Origin of the sequence: Pseudomonas sp. Irchel 3F6 (genome assembly GCF_900187595.1) — a bacterium.
Classification (GTDB): Bacteria; Pseudomonadota; Gammaproteobacteria; order Pseudomonadales; family Pseudomonadaceae; genus Aquipseudomonas; species Aquipseudomonas siliginis.
Window position 1 is genome coordinate 298,058 of sequence record NZ_FYDP01000005.1, and the last position, 18,953, is coordinate 317,010.

Annotated in this window: 17 protein-coding genes; 10 read left to right on the forward strand and 7 right to left on the reverse strand. The window is 59.8% G+C overall.

Features of this window, described 5'->3' with window-relative positions; translation table 11 throughout:
• Positions 1-33 precede the first annotated feature (33 nt).
• The gene (locus CKW30_RS18745; protein WP_095181571.1) at positions 34-1,422 is read left to right on the forward strand and encodes an MFS transporter; all 1,389 of its coding nucleotides are present in this window, start codon (positions 34-36) and stop codon (positions 1,420-1,422) included.
• A 73-nt stretch (positions 1,423-1,495) separates the two neighbouring features.
• Here CKW30_RS18745 and CKW30_RS18750 read toward each other — a convergent pair whose 3' ends face one another.
• The 4 genes from CKW30_RS18750 to flgA all read right to left on the reverse strand — a co-directional run bounded on the left by CKW30_RS18750 (position 1,496) and on the right by flgA (position 4,098).
• Positions 1,496-2,242 (reverse strand): flagellar brake protein, encoded by a 747-nt coding sequence (locus CKW30_RS18750; RefSeq protein WP_041479276.1) that lies wholly within the window; start codon positions 2,240-2,242, stop codon positions 1,496-1,498.
• A gap of 89 nt (positions 2,243-2,331) precedes the next feature.
• Entirely contained in the window at positions 2,332-2,799 is a 468-nt protein-coding gene (locus CKW30_RS18755) for a flagella synthesis protein FlgN (protein WP_095181572.1), read from the reverse strand.
• Positions 2,800-2,847: 48 nt separating this feature from the next.
• The gene (gene flgM / locus CKW30_RS18760; RefSeq protein WP_016773609.1) at positions 2,848-3,174 is read right to left on the reverse strand and encodes a flagellar biosynthesis anti-sigma factor FlgM; all 327 of its coding nucleotides are present in this window, start codon (positions 3,172-3,174) and stop codon (positions 2,848-2,850) included.
• Positions 3,175-3,336: 162 nt separating this feature from the next.
• On the reverse strand, positions 3,337-4,098 hold the full coding sequence (gene flgA, locus CKW30_RS18765; RefSeq protein ID WP_095181573.1) for a flagellar basal body P-ring formation chaperone FlgA: 762 nt from the start codon (positions 4,096-4,098) through the stop codon (positions 3,337-3,339).
• Between the two features lie 82 nt (positions 4,099-4,180).
• On the opposite strand from flgA, the gene CKW30_RS18770 reads away from it, so the two are divergent.
• The 6 genes from CKW30_RS18770 to flgE all read left to right on the forward strand — a co-directional run bounded on the left by CKW30_RS18770 (position 4,181) and on the right by flgE (position 9,314).
• Positions 4,181-5,113 carry a chemotaxis protein CheV gene (locus tag CKW30_RS18770; protein WP_016773611.1) on the forward strand — a complete coding sequence of 311 codons (933 nt, stop codon included), beginning with the start codon at positions 4,181-4,183 and terminating at the stop codon, positions 5,111-5,113.
• A 46-nt stretch (positions 5,114-5,159) separates the two neighbouring features.
• Entirely contained in the window at positions 5,160-5,987 is an 828-nt protein-coding gene (gene cheR / locus CKW30_RS18775; protein ID WP_016773612.1) for a protein-glutamate O-methyltransferase CheR, read from the forward strand.
• Positions 5,988-6,346: 359 nt separating this feature from the next.
• Entirely contained in the window at positions 6,347-6,757 is a 411-nt protein-coding gene (flgB, locus tag CKW30_RS18780) for a flagellar basal body rod protein FlgB (RefSeq protein ID WP_016773613.1), read from the forward strand.
• Between the two features lie 3 nt (positions 6,758-6,760).
• Positions 6,761-7,204, forward strand: a complete 444-nt coding sequence (gene flgC, locus CKW30_RS18785; RefSeq protein WP_016773614.1) for a flagellar basal body rod protein FlgC — start codon at positions 6,761-6,763, stop codon at positions 7,202-7,204.
• 15 nt (positions 7,205-7,219) lie between these two features.
• Positions 7,220-7,948: a flagellar hook assembly protein FlgD gene (flgD, locus tag CKW30_RS18790; RefSeq protein WP_016773615.1), complete on the forward strand. Its 729-nt coding sequence runs from the start codon at positions 7,220-7,222 to the stop codon at positions 7,946-7,948.
• Positions 7,949-7,979: 31 nt separating this feature from the next.
• Positions 7,980-9,314, forward strand: coding sequence for a flagellar hook protein FlgE (gene flgE / locus CKW30_RS18795; RefSeq protein ID WP_041479563.1), 1,335 nt, complete (start codon positions 7,980-7,982; stop codon positions 9,312-9,314).
• A 1,022-nt stretch (positions 9,315-10,336) separates the two neighbouring features.
• Here the strand turns inward: flgE and CKW30_RS18800 are convergent.
• The gene (locus CKW30_RS18800; RefSeq protein WP_024013986.1) at positions 10,337-13,231 is read right to left on the reverse strand and encodes a ribonucleoside-diphosphate reductase subunit alpha; all 2,895 of its coding nucleotides are present in this window, start codon (positions 13,229-13,231) and stop codon (positions 10,337-10,339) included.
• Positions 13,232-14,090: 859 nt separating this feature from the next.
• On the opposite strand from CKW30_RS18800, the gene CKW30_RS18805 reads away from it, so the two are divergent.
• Both CKW30_RS18805 and CKW30_RS18810 read left to right on the forward strand, forming a co-directional pair.
• Positions 14,091-14,813: a response regulator gene (locus CKW30_RS18805; protein WP_056788095.1), complete on the forward strand. Its 723-nt coding sequence runs from the start codon at positions 14,091-14,093 to the stop codon at positions 14,811-14,813.
• A complete protein-coding gene (locus tag CKW30_RS18810) occupies positions 14,810-16,420 on the forward strand; it encodes an ATP-binding protein (protein ID WP_041479566.1) in 1,611 nt (536 codons plus the stop codon). The genes CKW30_RS18805 and CKW30_RS18810 overlap by 4 nt, the downstream gene beginning before the upstream one ends.
• A 107-nt stretch (positions 16,421-16,527) precedes the next feature.
• Here CKW30_RS18810 and CKW30_RS18815 read toward each other — a convergent pair whose 3' ends face one another.
• Positions 16,528-17,253: a 4'-phosphopantetheinyl transferase gene (locus CKW30_RS18815; RefSeq protein WP_095181574.1), complete on the reverse strand. Its 726-nt coding sequence runs from the start codon at positions 17,251-17,253 to the stop codon at positions 16,528-16,530.
• Positions 17,254-17,404: 151 nt separating this feature from the next.
• Positions 17,405-18,196: a dienelactone hydrolase family protein gene (locus CKW30_RS18820; protein ID WP_095181575.1), complete on the reverse strand. Its 792-nt coding sequence runs from the start codon at positions 18,194-18,196 to the stop codon at positions 17,405-17,407.
• Between the two features lie 143 nt (positions 18,197-18,339).
• Here CKW30_RS18820 and CKW30_RS18825 point away from each other — a divergent pair, with 143 nt between their 5' ends.
• Positions 18,340-18,945, forward strand: coding sequence for a membrane protein (locus tag CKW30_RS18825; protein ID WP_041479569.1), 606 nt, complete (start codon positions 18,340-18,342; stop codon positions 18,943-18,945).
• Positions 18,946-18,953: the final 8 nt, after the last annotated feature.

Genomic DNA, 18,953 nt, shown 5'->3' on the forward strand with positions numbered 1-18,953 from the left:
GGTATTTACTGCAAGGAGCCGCTCGGAACGCCGATGCGCCAAATCTGGAAATCCTTTCGAGCGCTGTATTTCGCCTCGCTGATGATGTTGATCGGCTCAGGCCTTCTTTCTACTTATCTGGCTTTGCGTCTGGCCGCCGACAATGTCGACGGGCTGTGGGTCGGTGCGCTGATGGCGGCCAACTATTTCGGTCTGGTGCTGGGCGGCAAGATCGGCCATCGCCTGATCGCCCGGGTCGGGCATATCCGTGCCTACTCGGCGTGTGCGGGGATCGTCGGCGCGGCGGTGCTCGGTCATGGTCTGGTGGACTGGCTGCCGGCGTGGCTGGTGCTGCGGACGATCGTCGGTCTGGGCATGATGTGTCAGTACATGGTCATCGAGAGCTGGCTCAACGAGCAGGCCGATGCCAATCAGCGTGGCCTGGTGTTCAGCGGTTACATGATCGCCTCTTATCTGGGCCTGGTGCTGGGCCAGCTGATTCTGGTCATGCATCCCGGCCTCGGGCTGGAACTGCTGATGCTGGTGGCGCTGTGCTTTGCCCTGTGCCTGGTGCCCGTGACGCTGACTCGACGGATTCACCCGGCGCCCCTGCATCCGGCGCCGATGGAGCCGCGCTTTTTCATCAAACGGGTGCCGCAATCGCTGAGCACGGTGCTCGGCGCCGGTCTGATCATTGGTTCGTTCTACGGTCTGGCGCCGCTGTATGCCTCGCAACAGGGGCTGACGACCGAGCAGGTCGGTCTGTTCATGGGTAGCTGTATTTTTGCCGGCTTGCTGGTGCAGTGGCCGTTGGGCTGGTTGTCCGACCGTTATGACCGCGCGCTGCTGATCCGCTGCTTTGCCGGGTTTCTGGCGGTGGCGGCGTTGCCGTTGGCGATCATGCCGCAGGTGCCGCTGGAGGTGTTGTTCGTCGTCGGCTTCTTCTGTTCGCTGGTGCAATTCTGCCTGTATCCGCTGGCGGTGGCGTTTTCCAACGACCACGTCGAAGGCGATCGCCGCGTGTCGCTGACCGCCATGCTGCTGGTGACTTATGGTGTTGGTGCGAGCATCGGGCCGCTGCTGGCGGGTGTGCTGATGAAGTTTCTCGGCAGTCAGAGCCTGTATGCGTTCTTCAGTTTCTTCGCGTTGGTGCTGGTCTGGCGGATTCGTCCGAAAGCAGTGACCAACCTGCACCAGGTCGACGACGCACCGCTGCATCACGTGGCAATGCCGGACAGCATGTCGAGCTCGCCGCTGGTGGCGGCGCTTGACCCGCGTGTCGATGAGCAGGTGGTGCAGGAGCAGATGGTCCAGGACCCGGCGCCGGTCACTCCTGAGCCTGAGCCTGAGCCCGAAGCGCAGCCGGAAGCAGTCGTTGAAACCGAACTGGACAGCGGCAATGACGACAAGCCTGCGCCGGATATCAGTGGTGGCAGGCCCTGAGCCGAAGATAAACACCGGCGCATAAAAAAGGGCAGTCCCGCACAGGACTGCCCTTTTTATTGGTCGCTGCGACTCAGAGATCGTCTTTGTCGAAACGCCGTGCTTCACGCTGCAACTGGTAAACGAAACGCTCGACGTTGCGCGCAGCCTGGCCACTGATGTTGTGGAAGCGCAGACCGGCGAAGGTGATGTTGAGTTTTTCTTCGAAGTGCAGGTAGCGCAGCTCGACCGATGTTGGCTGATTGCCGAACAGCGGCGGGGCGATCAGGCGGTCGTAGACCTGGCCCAGTTGCAGGCGGTCAGTGATGTCGCCTTCGAAGCGGAATTTGCAGCCGGTGGCGGAGATGTCCAGCAGCTTGCCGTGCAGAGGAACCTTGAGCTTTTCGCCGCCCAGTTCAACGCTGACCAGGTCGGTGAGTTTCAACGCAGCGCGGAAGGCGTTGCGGCGCTGGTGGTAGACCACTTCGCTCGGCAGGTCGCCGGTGTAGAAACGGTCGCCGTCGGATTCTTCGATGTTCAGTGTGCCGTTGCATTCCCAGGCGATGCGCACGCCGTCATGAAAGCCTTCGACCTTGAACGGCTCGCCCGCTTGCAGGAAGCGCTCGCCATCGCGCGGGATCATTTCGTCCAGGGCGATCGTCGCGGTTTCGCGGTCGACCTTGATCAGGTAACTCTGAAAGCGCTGGCTGCGTTCATGGAAGGTGATGATCAGCGGATCGTGGCTGTCTTGCAGCTGGCGCAGGTTGCTGGAGATTTCCAGTGGCGTGGTGAGCACCTTCGGAGGCTGCGGAGCATCATCCGCGCTTAGGGTGTTGGACACGGTTCTTCAATCTCCAGACAAAATAAGACGACTGGCCAGTATTTTGCCAGCATGTTGCGCAGGTGGATAGTGCAGGGTCAGCGAATGGCTCATGCCTGGCTGAGCGTTCGCGGCTTGACCGGTTTGGCAAAGGTGCCGCTGGCGTCGTACAACGCTGGCGGCTCACCGCCGGTGAGGATCTTCAGCTGATTGGCCGTGGTCGCCTGCTGGATCTGGATCGACTGGCCATTCTTGACGTTGGCAGCCTGGCACTGGGCGATCAGCGCGGTCAGGGCGTCGCCCTGGGTCAGCAACTGTTCGCCAATGCTCGAGTGACTGGCCAGTTGCTCAAGACCTGTGCGATCGGTCGGCAGGTTGAGGCTGGCGAGGATTTCGCTGCGCTTGCGGCCATGCTGCTCGAGCAGAATGATCAACGCTTGCTTGGTCGCCAGAATTTCTTCCAGCAACGGCATGTCGCGACCATGCAAAGCGAGGGATTCGGTTTGCAATAACTCCAGCAATTGTTGCGCTGGAGCAAAGTCGTCGTTGATCAGTTGCAATAAGTTAGTGTCGTGCATGGCTGGCCTTGGGGTTTAAGCGTCCAAAAGCCTGGCGCCGGCAAAAGCCTAGCGCTGGGCTTCGAAGTTGAGCAGTTTGCTGGCTACACGGTTGCTGTCGACTTTATAGCTGCCATCGGCAATCGCGGCTTTCAACTCGGCCACACGGGCTTTGTCGACAGCAGGCTGATCGCGCAGCTTGTCAGTGACCTTCTGCAACTGTTGAGCCTCATTGCTGAGGTGTACCGACTCCCCGCTTTTGGCGACATTGGCCTGTTCGGCCTGGGTATTCAGCGGCGCGGAGGGGCTGTTTTCAGCGCTTTCCTTGGCGTTGCTGGTACGTGTGCTGCCGGTTAGTGACGAGGAACTGTTCAATCGGTTGAAATCGATAACCATGATAAAAAACCTCTGGGAATTTGGACGCTTGCCATGTTTTCGGCTATCCCCTGAAAAACTTTAGGCCCAATCAACCATAAGCTTGCATGCGCCGTTGCGAGACCTGCTGCGGCACAGTTTAGGGAAGCGACGGGATCGGCGCCAGTTTTCTCCACGAGGCTTTTACATGGCCACTTCGACCTGTCCCGGCGCAATCACCTGCGCCTTGATAACTCTTTGAGAATTAAGGTTTTTTACTCGAATCTGTTCTTTCATGCCGCCATTGGAGAGCGCTTCCCCCGGCATGCGTACGGCAAGGGTGCCGCTGCGCGCAGTGATCACCACCTGGTCACCCTTACGGACCACTTCGGCCTGTTCCAGATGCACCAGAGTTATGACCTGATCGGCGACCGTTGGTCGGGTAAGTTTCTGCCCGATCGCTTCGTCGACGGAGGTCAGGAAACCCTGGTTGATCGTGCTGACGTCGCGCTCGCGAAAGGTCACGTCCTGCGGCTCGATAATGCCGGCGCGTTTCAGCGGACGAGTGGTCGTCACGATCTCGCGAAACAGGCGGACTTGAGCGGGTACGAACACCGTCCAGGGCGAGCTGCCTTCGCAGCGAACCTTCACCGTGACGCGGCCCAGCGGGCGTGCCGGGCTCTCCAGCGTGGCTGTCAATTCCTTGTCGCACATGGGCATGCGCATGCGCGGGTCGAGCTGGTTGACTTCGATTTCGTAGCGGCCTTCGGTTTGACTGGAAGCCAAATAGTCTTCTACGGTGAATTCAAGAAAGCCCTGAGTCACGCCGATAAGCATATCAGGCAAGGTAACCGCATCTGCATGGGCAGGACTGCCAGCAAGCAAGCAGCAAACGGCGGACACCGCGCAAAGCCCTTTGCGAAGGGAAGATGTCAGGCGTCGGGAAAATGTCGTTTGAGCGTTCATACGAGTTAAAAAGCAAGCGCCGTGCCGTTTAGCAATGAATGTGCGTCGCAACAACACTTGGCGTTGGTGTAGGAGTCTGGGCATGGCTGGTGTAATGGATTCGGTGAACCAGCGCACGCAACTGGTAGGGCAGAATCGCCTCGAGCTGCTGTTGTTCCGTCTCGACGGGCCGCAGCTCTATGGGATCAACGTGTTCAAGGTACGGGAAGTGTTGCAATGCCCGTCCCTGACGTTGATGCCCAAATCCAGTCCTGTCGTGTGCGGGGTAGCGAATATACGGGGAGCGACCATTCCGATCCTGGATCTGGCAATGGCAACGGGCTCCGGTGCGTTGAAAGACAAGAACAGTCCGTTCGTGATCATCACGGAGTACAACACCAAGACCCAGGGTTTCCTGGTCCGCTCGGTGGAGCGCATCGTCAACATGAACTGGGAAGAGATCCATCCGCCACCCAAGGGTACCGGTCGCGATCACTACCTGACCGCTGTGACGCGGGTCGACAACCAGTTGGTCGAAATCATCGATGTCGAGAAGGTGCTGGCCGAAGTGGCGCCGACGCCGGAAGCGATTTCGGTGGGCGTGGTCGATGTCGAGACGCAGACCAAGGCGTTGTCGCTGCGGGTGCTGACGGTCGATGACTCGTCGGTGGCGCGCAAGCAGGTCACGCGTTGTCTGCAGACCATCGGTGTCGAAGTGGTGGCGCTGAACGACGGCAAGCAGGCGCTGGATTACCTGCGCAAGCTGGTCGACGAGGGCAAGAAGCCGGAAGAAGAGTTCCTGATGATGATTTCCGACATCGAGATGCCGGAGATGGACGGGTACACCCTGACGGCGGAAATCCGCGGCGACGCACGCATGCAAAAGCTCCATATCATCCTGCATACTTCGTTGTCGGGGGTATTCAATCAGGCGATGGTGAAGAAAGTCGGTGCTGATGACTTTCTGGCCAAATTCCGTCCTGATGACCTCGCATCCCGGGTAGTCGACCGGATCAAAGCAGCAGATATCAGCTAGGGGCCTTCTGCCCCTGGCGGTCAACACGATTTAAGAGGCGGCATCATTGTCTACGGGTAATTTGGATTTCGAACAGTTCCGGGTCTTCCTGGAAAAAGCCTGTGGCATTCTGCTCGGTGAAAACAAGCAGTATCTGGTCTCGAGCCGTCTCAACAAACTGATGGAGCAGCAAGGCATCAAGTCCCTGGGTGAGCTGGTACAGCGCATCCAGACCCAGCCGCGCAGCGGTTTGCGCGAGCAGGTGGTCGATGCCATGACGACCAACGAAACCCTGTGGTTTCGCGACACCTATCCGTTTGAAGTCTTGAAGAACAAGGTACTGCCGGAAGCGATCAAGGCCAGCCCCAACCAGCGTCTGCGGATCTGGTCGGCGGCCTGCTCGTCGGGACAGGAACCGTACTCGCTGTCGATGTCGATCGACGAGTTCGAGCGCAGCAACCTGGGTCAGTTGAAGATGGGTGTGCAGATCGTTGCCACCGATCTGTCGGGCCTGATGCTCAACAACTGCAAGACCGGCGAGTACGACAGCCTGGCGATCGGTCGCGGTCTGTCGCCGGAACGCCTGCAACGCTACTTCGACCCGAAAGGGCCGGGGCGCTGGGTGGTCAAGGCGCCGATCAAGAGCCGGGTGGAATTCCGCTCGTTCAACCTGCTCGACAGCTACGCGGCGCTGGGCAAGTTCGACATCGTGTTCTGCCGCAACGTGCTGATCTACTTCTCTGCCGAAGTGAAGAAGGACATCCTGTTGCGCATTCACAGCACGTTGAAGCCGGGCGGGTATCTGTTCCTTGGCGCTTCGGAAGCGCTGAACGGATTGCCGGATCATTACCAGATGGTTCAGTGCAGCCCGGGGATTATCTACAAGGCGAAATAAGCGGTTTGCGCTGATACAAAAACGGGAGGCCCGCAAAGGCCTCCTTTTTTTATGCCCGAATTATTTTCCACGAAACCCCTGTGGGAGCGAGCCTGCTCGCGAAAGCGGTCTGTCCATAAGACAGTTGGCGCCTGACACGCCGCCTTCGCGAGCAGGCTCGCTCCCACAGGGATCTGCGCTGACCTGGCAACGACGGCAAGCGGCAGAAAAGCGGCATCCGGCGGTAACCGGTTGCCGCTTTTCTGGCATTGCCGCTTTGCCTGTCAGGCGCAAAGCCCCGGAATACGGGGCTTTGATCATTTGGCACGGCGCTTGCTAAAGCTCAGATACGAAAAACCGGTCACCTGAAGGTTCCCGACATGAGCATCAGCTTCGACAAAGCGCTGGGCATTCACGAAAAGGCATTGGGCTTCCGCGCCCAGCGTGCCGAAGTGCTGGCCAACAACATCGCCAACGCCGACACCCCGAACTACAAAGCGCGGGATCTGGATTTCTCCAAAGTGCTCGAAGCACAGACCGAGAAGACCAAGACCGGCGGCCACTTTGCCCTGAACATGACCAACAGCCGGCACATCGAGGCTGAAGGGCTGGGCAACGGCGACGAGTCGCTGATGTATCGCACGCCGATGCAGCCTTCGATCGACCAGAACACCGTCGACGCTCAACTGGAACAGTCGAACTACGCGGAAAACGCTGTCGGCTTCCAGGCCAGCTTCACCTTGCTCAACAGCAAATTCAAAGGGCTGGTGTCAGCCCTGCGCGGAGAATAATCCATGTCCCTGTCCAGCGTTTTCAACATTGCCGGCAGCGGCATGAGCGCGCAGACCACGCGTCTGAACACCGTGGCTTCGAACATCGCCAACGCCGAAACCGTTTCGTCGAGCATCGACCAGACCTACCGCGCCCGTCATCCGGTGTTCGCCACCATGTTCCAGGGCGGCCAGGCCGGCGGCAGCAATTCGCTGTTCCAGAACCAGGACGCGGCCGGGCAGGGCGTGCAGGTGCTCGGCGTCGTCGAAGACCAGAGCAACCTCGAAGCGCGCTACGAGCCGAACCATCCGGCCGCCGACGCCAAGGGCTACGTCTACTACCCGAACGTCAACGTGGTGGAAGAAATGGCTGACATGATTTCCGCGAGCCGCTCGTTCCAGACCAACGCGGAAATGATGAACACCGCCAAAACCATGATGCAGAAGGTACTGACCCTCGGTCAGTAATAAGGGGCGACTGCCATGAGCGTTACGGATACCACCAGCAGCCTGAGCATGAACGACATCCTGGCCAACTCGTCGAAGAAGGCCAGCAGCACGACGTCGGGCGGCATCGCTTCGGCGACCAACAGTGCCACCGGCGGCCAGGCGCTGGGCAAGGATGCTTTCCTGCAATTGCTGGTCACCCAGCTGAAAAACCAGAACCCGCTCGATCCGCAGGACAACAGCGCCTTCGTCGCGCAGTTGGCGCAGTTCAGCAGCCTTGAAGGCATCACCACGCTGAACTCCACTGTCAGTGGCCTTGCCGGCAACTACAACTCGTCGCAGGCGTTGCAAGCGTCGTCGCTGGTCGGTCGCAACGTGATCGTGCAGACCAACACCGCCCAGCTCGATGACCCGAGCAAAGGCCTGACCGGTTCGGTCACCGTGCCTTCGTCGATTGCCGGCGGCACCGTGACGATCACCGACAAGGACGGCAAAACCGTGCGCACCATCGACCTGGGCAGCCGCGCTGCCGGCGATGCCAGCTTCACTTGGGACGGCAAGGACACCGCCGGCACCGTGGTTCCGGTCGGCACTTACACGTTCAAGGCCAACGCACCGATCAACGGCACCGCGACCGACCTGGCGACTTACCTGCCAGCGACCGTCAACAGCGTGACGATCAGCCAGACCGGTGGCGAGCTGATGCTCAACCTGGCCGGCAAGGGCACCGTTGCCCTGTCCAAAGTACAAACCATTGGTATATAGAGCCGACTAACCCGGCACGAAGGAGTGGAACATGTCTTTTAACATCGGCCTTAGCGGTCTCTATGCCGCCAACAAACAACTCGACGTCACCGGCAACAACATCGCCAACGTCGCCACCGCCGGTTTCAAATCCTCGCGCGCAGAATTCGAAGACGTCTATTCGTCGACTCGTCTGGGCAGCGGCAGCAAAGTGATCGGCAACGGCGTGCGCCTGGCCAACGTTTCCCAGCAGTTCACCCAGGGTGACATCAACAACACTGGCAACGTGCTGGACATGGGCATCAACGGTTCCGGTTTCTTCACCATGAGCAACAACGGCTCGATCTCGTACACCCGTGCCGGTACGTTCAAGGTCGACAACGCCGGTTACATCACCAACACCGACTACACCTCGCGTCTGCAGGGTTACGGTGTGGATGCCAACGGCAAGATCATCAACGGCGTGTTGACCGATCTGAAGATCGACACTTCGAACCTGGCGCCGAAGTCGTCTTCTGCGGTGACCTCGAGCATCAACCTCAATTCGTCTTCGCCAGTGATCGTTGATACCGGCGCCAGCGCCGTCAAGTTTGATCCGTCGAAGCCTGAGACTTACACCAAGTCCTTCAGCACACCGATCTATGACACCCAGGGCAACGCCCACGTCATGGACCAGTACATGGTCAAGACTGGCGGGAACACCTGGAAGGTTTACACCCTGGTCGATGGCCGTAACCCGGACGCTACCGGCAGCAACCCTGTGACCACTGCGCCGGTTGCTTCGACATTGTCGTTCGACAGCTCCGGCAAGCTGGTTCAGGTGAGCACGCCTAACCCGGCGGATCCGGCCAACCCGATCATCAGCAGCGATCTGAAGATGACCGGCTGGGTGCCGGGCACTGTGACCAATGGCGTGTTTACGCCTAACGGCGCGGCAGCGAACCCGAATGGCGTGACCATCTCGATGGCCAACACCACTCAGTACAACGCTGATACCTCGCGTACGATCCCGACTCAGGATGGTTACGCCACTGGCCAGATCACCAACCTGACCATCGACGGCACCGGTACGCTGTTTGCCAACTTCAGCAACAACCAGAGCAAGGCGATTGGTCAGGTTGCACTGGCCAGCTTCACCAACGAACAGGGCTTGCAGGCTGTCGGTGGCACCAGCTGGAAAGAGACTTTCGCTTCGGGTATTCCGGGCTATGACGCGCCGAAGACCGGTACGTTGGGTGAGGTGGTGTCCAACTCGCTGGAAGAGTCGAACGTTAACCTGACCAATGAGCTGGTTGATCTGATCAAGGGTCAGAGCAACTATCAGGCGAACGCCAAGACTATTTCGACTCAGAGCACGATTATGCAGACCATTATTCAGATGACCTGATTCGGGTTTCTGACTGGTTTTTTGGGCCCCTCGGTTTTGAGGGGCTTTTTTTTTGGTCGTGGCGGCCTTTGGGCCGACCAGGCTGTTGGGTTTTGGGTGAATATCCGTTGCTTCGGTAGCGGCTGCTGGCGGTTTCGCCTGACGGCGACTTACTTTTTTACAAGCGCCTAAAAAAGTAAGCAAAAAACGCTAGCTCCTGCGTTCGGCCCTCGCAGGCTCGGGTTCCTTCGCTGCGGGATCGATCCGGTCGCAGCGGCTCCGGTTTGCTTCGCTGCACCTCCTTCCGCTGTGTCTGGCTGCGCCAGACGGTCGCTGCGCTCCCACGCCCGGATCAATCCCTCCGCTCAGCCTTCCGACGTCGCCGGTGGATCAAGATCAAGAGCACTCGAGCTTGCGCTCATTGTTGAGTGGGGCGGCTTCGCCGCGGGCAGCTGCGCTGCTTTTGCCTTTTTGTGGGAGCGAGCTTGCTCGCGAAGGCGGCATGTCAGCCGACCTGTTCTTGAAGTGGTACCCAATCCAACTGTAGGAGCTGCCGAAGGCTGCGATCTTTTGATCTGGCTTTTGCTTTTGCTTTTGCTTTTGCTCTGGCTTTTGATCCGGCTTTTGATCTTTTGCCCCTTCGGCAGGCTTCGTTACGGGATCGATCCGGGGGTGGGAGCGCAGCGACCGTACGACGCAGTCGTACACAGCGAGTGTAGGTGCAGCGAAGCCAACCGGAGCCGCTGCGCCCGGAACGGTCCCGTAACGAAGGTACCCCGAGCTCCAGCGAGCGGGCCGTACGCCGGGGCAAAGCCTTTTGGGTTACCTTTTTGGCGTCTGAAAAAGGTGACTCGCTGTAAGAGCGAAACCGCCAGCCGCAGCACCGAGAAAACGGATATTCACCCAAAACCCCAAGAGCCTGGTCGGCCCAGAGGCCGCCAAGGCCGCCAAAAAACAAAACCCCCAACAAACCTGAAGTCTGTCGGGGGTTTTCTTTTGTCTCGAGATCCCAGGCGTCTCGCAACGCCTGATCTCAGCTCAGCTTATTGGCAAGCTTCGCAATCCGGCTCGTCGATCGCGCAGGCCTTTGGCACTGGCGCCGGACCTGCCGGAGCGGCCAGGACCGAATCGTCGCCGTGGTTGCCGCCGCTGGAAACAGCGTTCAGCTTACCGGTGTTGATGGTCGACTTCTCGGTGCTGGTCGCGGCCAGGGCACGGAGGTAGTAAGTGGTTTTCAGACCGCGGTACCAAGCCATGCGGTAGGTCACGTCGAGCTTCTTGCCCGATGCGCCGGCGATGTACAGGTTCAGCGACTGGGCCTGGTCGATCCACTTCTGACGACGGCTGGCGGCGTCAACGATCCACTTGGTGTCCACTTCGAACGCGGTCGCATAGAGCTCTTTGAGTTCTTGCGGAATGCGCTCGATCTGCTGCACCGAACCGTCGTAGTACTTCAGGTCGTTGATCATCACCGAGTCCCACAGACCGCGAGCCTTCAGGTCGCGAACCAGGTACGGGTTGATCACGGTGAATTCGCCCGACAGGTTCGATTTCACGTACAGGTTCTGGTAGGTCGGTTCGATCGACTGCGAAACGCCAGTGATGTTGGCGATGGTCGCGGTCGGTGCGATGGCCATGATGTTCGAGTTACGGATGCCTTTCTGTACACGGGCGCGAACCGGTGCCCAGTCAAGGGTTTCCTTCAGGTCGACATCGATGTACTTCTCGCCGCGCTGTTCGATCAGGATCTGTTGCGAATCCAGCGGCAGGATGCCCTTGGACCACAGCGAACCGTTGAACGTCTCGTAGGCGCCGCGCTCGTCGGCCAGGTCGCAGGAAGCCTGGATCGCGTAGTAGCTGACCGCTTCCATCGACTTGTCGGCGAACTCGACGGCAGCGTCGGAGCCGTAGGCGATGTGCTGCAGGTACAGAGCGTCCTGGAAGCCCATGATGCCCAGACCGACCGGACGGTGGCGGAAGTTGGAGTTCTTCGCTTGCGGCACCGAGTAGTAGTTGATGTCGATCACGTTATCGAGCATGCGCACGGCGGTGTTCACGGTGCGTTGCAGCTTGGCGGTATCGAGCTTGCCGTCGACGATGTGGTTCGGCAGGTTGATCGAGCCCAGGTTGCAAACGGCGATTTCGTCCTTGTTGGTGTTCAAGGTGATCTCGGTGCACAGGTTCGAGCTGTGGACCACGCCGACGTGCTGCTGCGGGCTGCGCAGGTTGCACGGGTCCTTGAAAGTCAGCCATGGGTGGCCTGTTTCGAAGAGCATGGAGAGCATCTTGCGCCACAGGTCTTTGGCCTGGATGGTCTTGAACAGCTTGACCTTGCCCGGGTACTCGGTCAGCGCTTCGTAGTACTCGTAGCGCTCTTCGAAGGCTTTACCGGTCAGGTCGTGCAGGTCCGGTACTTCGGATGGCGAGAACAGGGTCCACTTGCCGTCATCGAAGACACGCTTCATGAACAGGTCAGGGATCCAGTTGGCGGTGTTCATGTCGTGGGTACGACGACGATCGTCACCGGTGTTCTTGCGCAGCTCGATGAACTCTTCGATGTCCATGTGCCAGGTTTCCAGGTAGGCACACACAGCGCCTTTGCGCTTGCCACCCTGGTTCACGGCCACAGCGGTGTCGTTCACCACTTTGAGGAACGGCACAACGCCTTGCGACTTGCCGTTGGTGCCCTTGATGTACGAACCCAGCGCACGCACCGGCGTCCAGTCGTTGCCCAGGCCGCCAGCAAATTTCGACAGCATGGCGTTGTCGTGGATCGCGTGATAGATGCCCGACAGGTCATCCGGCACGGTGGTCAGGTAGCAGCTCGACAGCTGTGGACGCAGGGTACCGGCGTTGAACAGGGTCGGGGTCGAAGCCATGTAGTCGAACGAGGACAGCAGGTTGTAGAACTCGATCGCACGGTCTTCTTTCTGCTTCTCTTCGATCGCAAGGCCCATGGCCACGCGCATGAAGAAGATCTGCGGCAGTTCGAAACGCACGCCATCCTTGTGGATGAAGTAGCGGTCGTACAGGGTCTGCAGGCCCAGGTAGGTGAATTGCTGATCGCGCTCGTGGTTGATCGCCTTGCCCAGTTTTTCCAGGTCGAAGGTGGCCAGCACAGGGTTCAGCAGTTCGAACTCGATACCTTTGGCGATGTACGCCGGCAGGGCCTTGGCGTACAGGTCGGCCATTTCGTGATGGGTGGCGCTTTCGGCGACTTCGAGGAAGTTCAGGCCTTCGGCACGCAGGGTGTCCATCAGCAGGCGGGCGGTGACGAACGAGTAGTTCGGCTCGCGCTCGACCAGGGTACGGGCGGTCATCACCAGTGCGGTGTTGACGTCGGTCAGGGCCACGCCGTCGTACAGGTTCTTCAGGGTTTCGCGCTGGATCAGGTCGCCGTCGACTTCTTCCAGACCTTCGCAGGCTTCGGTAACGATGGTGTTCAGGCGGCCCATGTCCAGCGGCGCGAGGCTGCCGTCGGCGCGGGTGATGCGGATCGACGGGTGCGCGTTGACTGCTGCTTCGGCAGGAGCGTGAGCTGCGCGCTCTTTCGAACGGCCGTCACGGTAGATCACGTAGTCACGGGCGACTTTCTGCTCGCCGGCGCGCATCAGGGCCAGTTCGACCTGGTCCTGGATTTCTTCGATGTGGATGGTGCCGCCCGATGGCATGCGACGCTTGAAGGTCGCGGTGACCTGCTCGGTCAGGCGCGCAACGGTGTCGTGGATTCGCGACGAGGCGGCAGCGGTGCCGCCCTCAACTGCGAGGAACGCTTTGGTGATAGCGACGGTGATCTTGTCATCGGTGTAAGGAACGACAGTGCCATTACGCTTGATCACGCGCAGCTGGCCAGGCGCGGTGGCTGCCAGATCCGAAGTCGAATCGGCGGCCTGCGGCAAGGTGCCCTGCGGGTTCTCGCGAGTTGTGTCGGTTTGCATGGGGGGTGGTCTCCACATTCTCTATGTTTGTTTGGCACCGTCATGGTGCTCACCGTTCTGTACCGAAGCACTGCAACCGACGGGCGTCGGCATTACAAACTTCGGAACAGTAGGAAAAAGGCTGCAACGCCGCATCCTTGCCGAAGTTTTGGTTACGAGCCGAAGCTCGCCACCGGATTCCTTCGCGGGTGGCAGTCATGACTGCAACACCCATACCGTTTTGTCCGTTTCGGACCAAATAAAACGGTGCCATCCGCCAGTGCGGTTTGGGCTTGAAAAAACTCGCTTGTTCTACCGGAAACCGGCCATAAAGCGCTTGAGTTTCAGGTCTGAAATGTGGTTGGGCGTTTTAGGTGAAAACCCTATATGTAGGGTCTCCGTTTTCGCCGTGCTACAAGATAATGCGTTTCAGGGGGGGATTGCAACGTACTACCTGTGGATAAGCCTGTGCGTAATTTGTGTAAGAAACAGCGAAAACGCGTGTAGGCCGCGAACCTGCTGAGCCAGACCGTTTGTCACTGTTTTTTTGCCTGGAAAAACGCTTCAGCGGTTTTTTAAGGGCGCGAACCCTATCACAGAATTCCGCCTTGTCCGAACGCATTTACCGACTTGTTTTCCGGGTGATCGGCGTTTATACAATCGCTGGGCGCATGAGCATTTTTATCCTCCTGAAACATGACAGATGATCGGGAGATACACGCAGGATTGTGGGAGCGAGCCTGCTCGCGAATCGGTTGACCACTGAGCATTCAGGTTGAAGCAACAGACGCTTTCGCGAGCAGGCTCGCTCCCACAGGTTTTGTCCGTGTCAGGCGATTGTCTTTCTTCTTTTAATAAAAACAGCAAGCAGAGGTCACCGGTGGAGCAACAAACCTGGCAGGTATTGATCGTCGAGGATGACCAGCGACTGGCCGAGCTCACCCGCGATTACCTGCAAGCCAATGGCCTGCGCGTGGAGATCGAAGGCAACGGTGCGCTGGCGGCGGCGCGGATCATCAAGGAGCAGCCGGATCTGGTGATCCTCGATCTGATGCTGCCCGGCGAAGATGGCCTGAGCATCTGCCGCAAGGTGCGCAGCCAGTACGACGGGCCGATCCTGATGCTCACCGCGCGCACCGACGACGCTGATCAGATCCACGGCCTCGACCTCGGTGCCGACGACTACGTGTGCAAACCGGTACGCCCGCGCCTGTTGCTGGCGCGCATCCAGGCGTTGCTGCGACGCAGTGACACACCGGAGCCGGTCGCGGAAAAATCCCGGCGGTTGCAATTCGGTCCACTGGTGGTCGACAACGCTTTACGCGAAGCCTGGCTGAGCGACAACGGCATCGAGCTGACCAGCGCCGAGTTCGACCTGCTGTGGCTGCTGGTGTCCAACGCCGGGCGGATACTTTCCCGGGAAGAAATCTTCACTGCATTGCGCGGCATCGGCTACGACGGCCAGGACCGCTCGATCGACGTGCGCATCTCGCGCATCCGCCCGAAAATCGGCGACGACCCCGATCATCCGCGCCTGATCAAGACCATTCGCAGCAAAGGCTATCTGTTCGTCCCTGAGGCCTGCGCAGACCTGGCGCTGTGAATTCGATCTTCCTGCGCATCTACGGCGGCATGTGCGCCGCGCTGATTCTGGTGGCGGTGCTCGGCGTGCTGGCGCTGAACCTGCTCAATCAGGTGCGCAGCGAGCAATATCGCGAACGCCTGGCCCACGGCACCTTCTCGCTGATGGCCGACAACCTGCAACCGATGAACCAGACCGAACGCCATCGCGCGCTGCTGGTGTGGGAGCGGCTGCTCGGTATACCGCTGACGCTGAAGAAATTCTCTGAAACCGACCTTGATCTGGCCCAGCGCACCCGTGTCCTGCGCGGTCAGGCGCTGGTCGAGCAAACCGGGCCACATGCCGCCAAGGTCTATCGGCTGATCAGCGAAAAAGAGCAGCTTGTATTGGTAGGAGAGGTGCAGCAGATCAGCGAGCAACTGGCCCGGGCGACCATCTATTTGCTGGCCGATGAGCTGGTGCGGGTACCGGTCGGCGAACAGCCCAAGCGTCTGGCGCAGATAAAGCAGGAAAAGGGCTTCGGCTTCGATCTGCGTCTGGTCACGGTAAATGACGCCGACATGGACGAAGACCAGAGCCGCCGCGTGGCCGAGGGCGATACGGTGATGGCGCTGGGCAAGGGCGGCGATTCGATTCGCGTGTTTGCCGGCATGGTCGGCACGCCGTGGGTGCTGGAAATCGGCCCGCTGTATCAGATGAATCCGTACCCGCCGGAATGGCTGGTATTGATTGCCGCGCTCGGTCTGACGCTGATCGGTCTCATCGTCTATCTGCTGGTGCGTCAGCTTGAGCGACGTTTGCGCGGTCTCGAAGCAGCGGCCACGCGCATCGCCAAGGGCAGCCTGGAAACCCGTGTGCCGGCGCGCGGCGCTGACTCGGTCGGGCGGCTTGCGTCGGCGTTCAATGGCATGGCTGAGCACTTGCAACAGTTGCTGGCGATCCAGCGTGAACTGGTGCGCGCGGTGTCTCATGAACTGCGTACCCCAGTGGCACGGCTGCGTTTCGGGCTGGAAATGATCGGCACGGCGACCACTCCGCAAGCGCTGGAAAAATACCGCGAAGGCATGGATCACGACATTGAAGACCTCGATAAGCTGGTCGACGAAATGCTCACCTATGCACGACTGGAGCAAGGCTCGCCGGCGCTGACCTTCCAGCGCATCGATCTGGATGCGCTGGTCAATCAGGTGATCGCAGAATTGGCGCCGCTGCGCGCCGAGGTCACGGTGCAGCGCGGTTTGTGTCTTTCATCTGCCGACAATGACGGCGCCTGGGTCGAGGCTGAACCGCGTTATCTGCATCGGGCGCTGCAGAATCTGGTGGGCAACGCGATGCGCCATGCGCATTCGCAGGTGACGGTGAGTTATCAGGTCGGCCAGTTGCGCTGCCGGATCGACGTCGAGGACGACGGGCCGGGCGTGCCGGAAGTGGCTTGGGAGCGGATCTTCACGCCGTTTCTGCGCCTCGACGATAGCCGCACGCGCGCCTCGGGCGGGCATGGTCTGGGGTTGTCGATTGTGCGGCGGATCATTCACTGGCACGACGGCCGCGCGATCATTGGCAAGAGCAAGAGCCTGGGTGGGGCGTGTTTCAGTCTGAGTTGGCCGAGGAATCAGGAGCGCCGCTGAGATTCGGTATACCGCCTTCGCGAGCAGGCTCGCTCCCACATTTGAAATGCAATCCCCTGTGGGAGCGAGCCTGCTCGCGAAGGCGCCATAACAGACAATGCAAATCCTCAGGCTTGAATACTGACCAGGCTCAACAACTGCCCATCCTGCACTCCGAACTGCGCCTCCAGCTCCGATCCGTTGCGCCATTCGCTGGACAGATCCGTCAACAACCGCAGCCTGACCTGTCCCGCCTCAGTCCATTCCAGCACTTCGGCATGCTCGAAATAAAAGCGCTGCTGCACGATCGGGTAGAGCGCCTTGAACAAACTCTCTTTGACCGAAAACGTCAGGGTCACCCGCAGCGCCAGTTGCTCCTGAGAACCCGCCGCCATGCGCTGCAATTCCGCCGGGGTGAGAATTTCCCCGGCCAAGCGTTCGGCGCGCTCATGGCTCAACAGGTTTTCCAGATCCATGCCCAAGCCGCGCCAGTGCTGCTTGTTGGCAACAATCGCCGCCGCACGGCCGGTGCTGTGAGTGATCGAACCGCAGATATGCGCCGGCCACACCGGGGCGCGGTCTTCGCCGATCGGCGGGACGATATACAGGCCTTCGAGTTGTTGCAGCGCGGCCCGGGCGCAGATGCGTCCAGCGAGAAACTCGGCCTGGCGCTTGGCCACCGAGCGCTGAATGCTCGGCGGCGCCAGCACAGCGCTGCGCTGGAAGTCATCGCCAAGCAGGCGTGCGGGGTCGAAGTGGGTACTGAGCAGCACGGTATCGGCCAGGACCGTCGGCAACGGCCAGTGGCTGTCGAGCGCAGTGCAGCAGGCGGGCAGGGCGGGGGTGAAGTTCATGGCGGGCATTTTGCCGGTTAGTCGGGGCGAGGTCGAGATCGGCGGTGAAGCCTTCGCGAGCAGGCTCGCTCCCACAAGGGATCTTCTGCGCGACAGATATCCGGTGTGGGAGCGAGCCTGCTCGCGCAAGCCGCGCCTCGGCGTTACTGACTCAACCGAAAATCTTCTTGAAGAACGCCTGCATATCCGCCCACGACTTTTCATCCGCCGCCTTGTTGTAACCAATGTCCGGCCCGCCATGCTCGCCATGGCTCAAACGATCGGCATCCGGATTGCTGAAACCATGCTTGGCGCCATCCAGACTGACGAACTTGTAGTCCGCCCCGGCCTTGTCCATTTCTGCCTTGAACGCGGTGACATTGTCCTGAGTCACCATGCTGTCCAGCGCCCCATGCTCGACGAGGATTTTCGCCTTCACACTGCCCGGAGTCGCCGGAGTTTTGGTCGCCAGCGCTCCGTGGAAACTCACCACACCAGCCAGCGGCACACCCTGACGCGCGGCATTGAGCACCACGGCGCCACCGAAGCAATAGCCGATGGCGGCGATTTTGTTCGGGTCGGTCTGCTTTTGCTTCTTCAACAGATCGAGCCCGGCGGCGAAGCGTTTACTGGCGGCATCGGCATCCTTGGTCGCTGCCTGCATGAAGGCCATGGCGTCTTTCGGGTGCTCGGTGTTCTTGCCTTCGCCATACATGTCGATGGCCAGCGCGCTGTAGCCGAGTTCGGCGAGATCCCGCGCGCGGCGCTTGGCGTAATCGTTCAGCCCCCACCATTCGTGGACCACGACAACGCCGGGGCGTGGGCCTTTGATCGCGTCGTCATAGGCGTAGTAGCCGATCAGTTTGCTGCCGTCGGCGCTTTGGTAGGGGATTTCTTCAGTCTTGATCGCAGCCTGGGTGAGGCTGCTGACTGCCAGCAAAGTGAGGGCGAGGAACAGGCGCATGGTCGGGTGTCCTTATTGAAAGTGGTCAGAACAGCCTAGTCGATCCGGTTCAGGTCAGGTTCAGAGACGGTTCAGGGGCCGTACAGGGGCGGCTCAGTAACCTTGCGCCATACCCAAACAGCACTGTGAAAGAGGAAATACCCATGACTCGTTTAAACAAATTGCTGCTGGCTTTCACCCTGTTAGGCTCCAGCATCGCGGCGAACGCCGACGACACCAGCAACTTCGCCGGCCTGACATTCGGCCAGACCAGCGACAAGATCGACAAGTCCCACGCGCTCAACAACAACCTTGGCAACCCCAACGTCACTGGGGCCATCGACGGCAACAACACCTACGGCATGCGCCTCGGTCAGCAAAACAGCCAGGGCCGCTACTACGCCACCTACGACAACGTTTCCGGCTCGCACAATGGCGTTAAACTGCGCCAGGAAAATCTGCTCGGCAGCTATGACCTGTTCTATCCAGTGGGCGGCAGCACCAAATTGTTCGGCGGCGCCACGGCCGGTCTGACCAAGCTGACGCAGGATTCGCCAGGTTTCAGCCGTGACAGCGACATCGGTTACGCCATTGGTGGCCAGGTCGGTGTGTTGCAGCAAGTTTCGCAGAACACCTCGGTAGAACTCGGTTACCGTTACCTGCGCAGCAACGCCAGCACCGAAATGAAAGAAAGCGGCGGCAGCAAACAGGGCTCGCTGGACTTGACCAGCAGCGCGCAGACCTACCTGTCGGCCAACTACTATTTCTAAGCGGTTGT

Bases quoted from the DNA above. Each gene is read 5' to 3' on its own strand.
- CKW30_RS18800 (WP_024013986.1), bottom strand. From the start codon at position 13,231: ATGCAAACCGACACAACTCGCGAGAACCCGCAGGGCACCTTGCCGCAG.
- CKW30_RS18825 (WP_041479569.1), top strand. From the start codon at position 18,340: ATGACTCGTTTAAACAAATTGCTGCTGGCTTTCACCCTGTTAGGCTCC.
- flgE (WP_041479563.1), top strand. From the start codon at position 7,980: ATGTCTTTTAACATCGGCCTTAGCGGTCTCTATGCCGCCAACAAACAA.
- CKW30_RS18815 (WP_095181574.1), bottom strand. From the start codon at position 17,253: ATGAACTTCACCCCCGCCCTGCCCGCCTGCTGCACTGCGCTCGACAGC.
- flgA (WP_095181573.1), bottom strand. From the start codon at position 4,098: ATGAACGCTCAAACGACATTTTCCCGACGCCTGACATCTTCCCTTCGC.
- CKW30_RS18770 (WP_016773611.1), top strand. From the start codon at position 4,181: ATGGCTGGTGTAATGGATTCGGTGAACCAGCGCACGCAACTGGTAGGG.
- CKW30_RS18745 (WP_095181571.1), top strand. From the start codon at position 34: ATGCGCCAAATCTGGAAATCCTTTCGAGCGCTGTATTTCGCCTCGCTG.
- flgC (WP_016773614.1), top strand. From the start codon at position 6,761: ATGTCCCTGTCCAGCGTTTTCAACATTGCCGGCAGCGGCATGAGCGCG.
- CKW30_RS18820 (WP_095181575.1), bottom strand. From the start codon at position 18,196: ATGCGCCTGTTCCTCGCCCTCACTTTGCTGGCAGTCAGCAGCCTCACC.
- CKW30_RS18755 (WP_095181572.1), bottom strand. From the start codon at position 2,799: ATGCACGACACTAACTTATTGCAACTGATCAACGACGACTTTGCTCCA.
- flgD (WP_016773615.1), top strand. From the start codon at position 7,220: ATGAGCGTTACGGATACCACCAGCAGCCTGAGCATGAACGACATCCTG.
- flgB (WP_016773613.1), top strand. From the start codon at position 6,347: ATGAGCATCAGCTTCGACAAAGCGCTGGGCATTCACGAAAAGGCATTG.
- flgM (WP_016773609.1), bottom strand. From the start codon at position 3,174: ATGGTTATCGATTTCAACCGATTGAACAGTTCCTCGTCACTAACCGGC.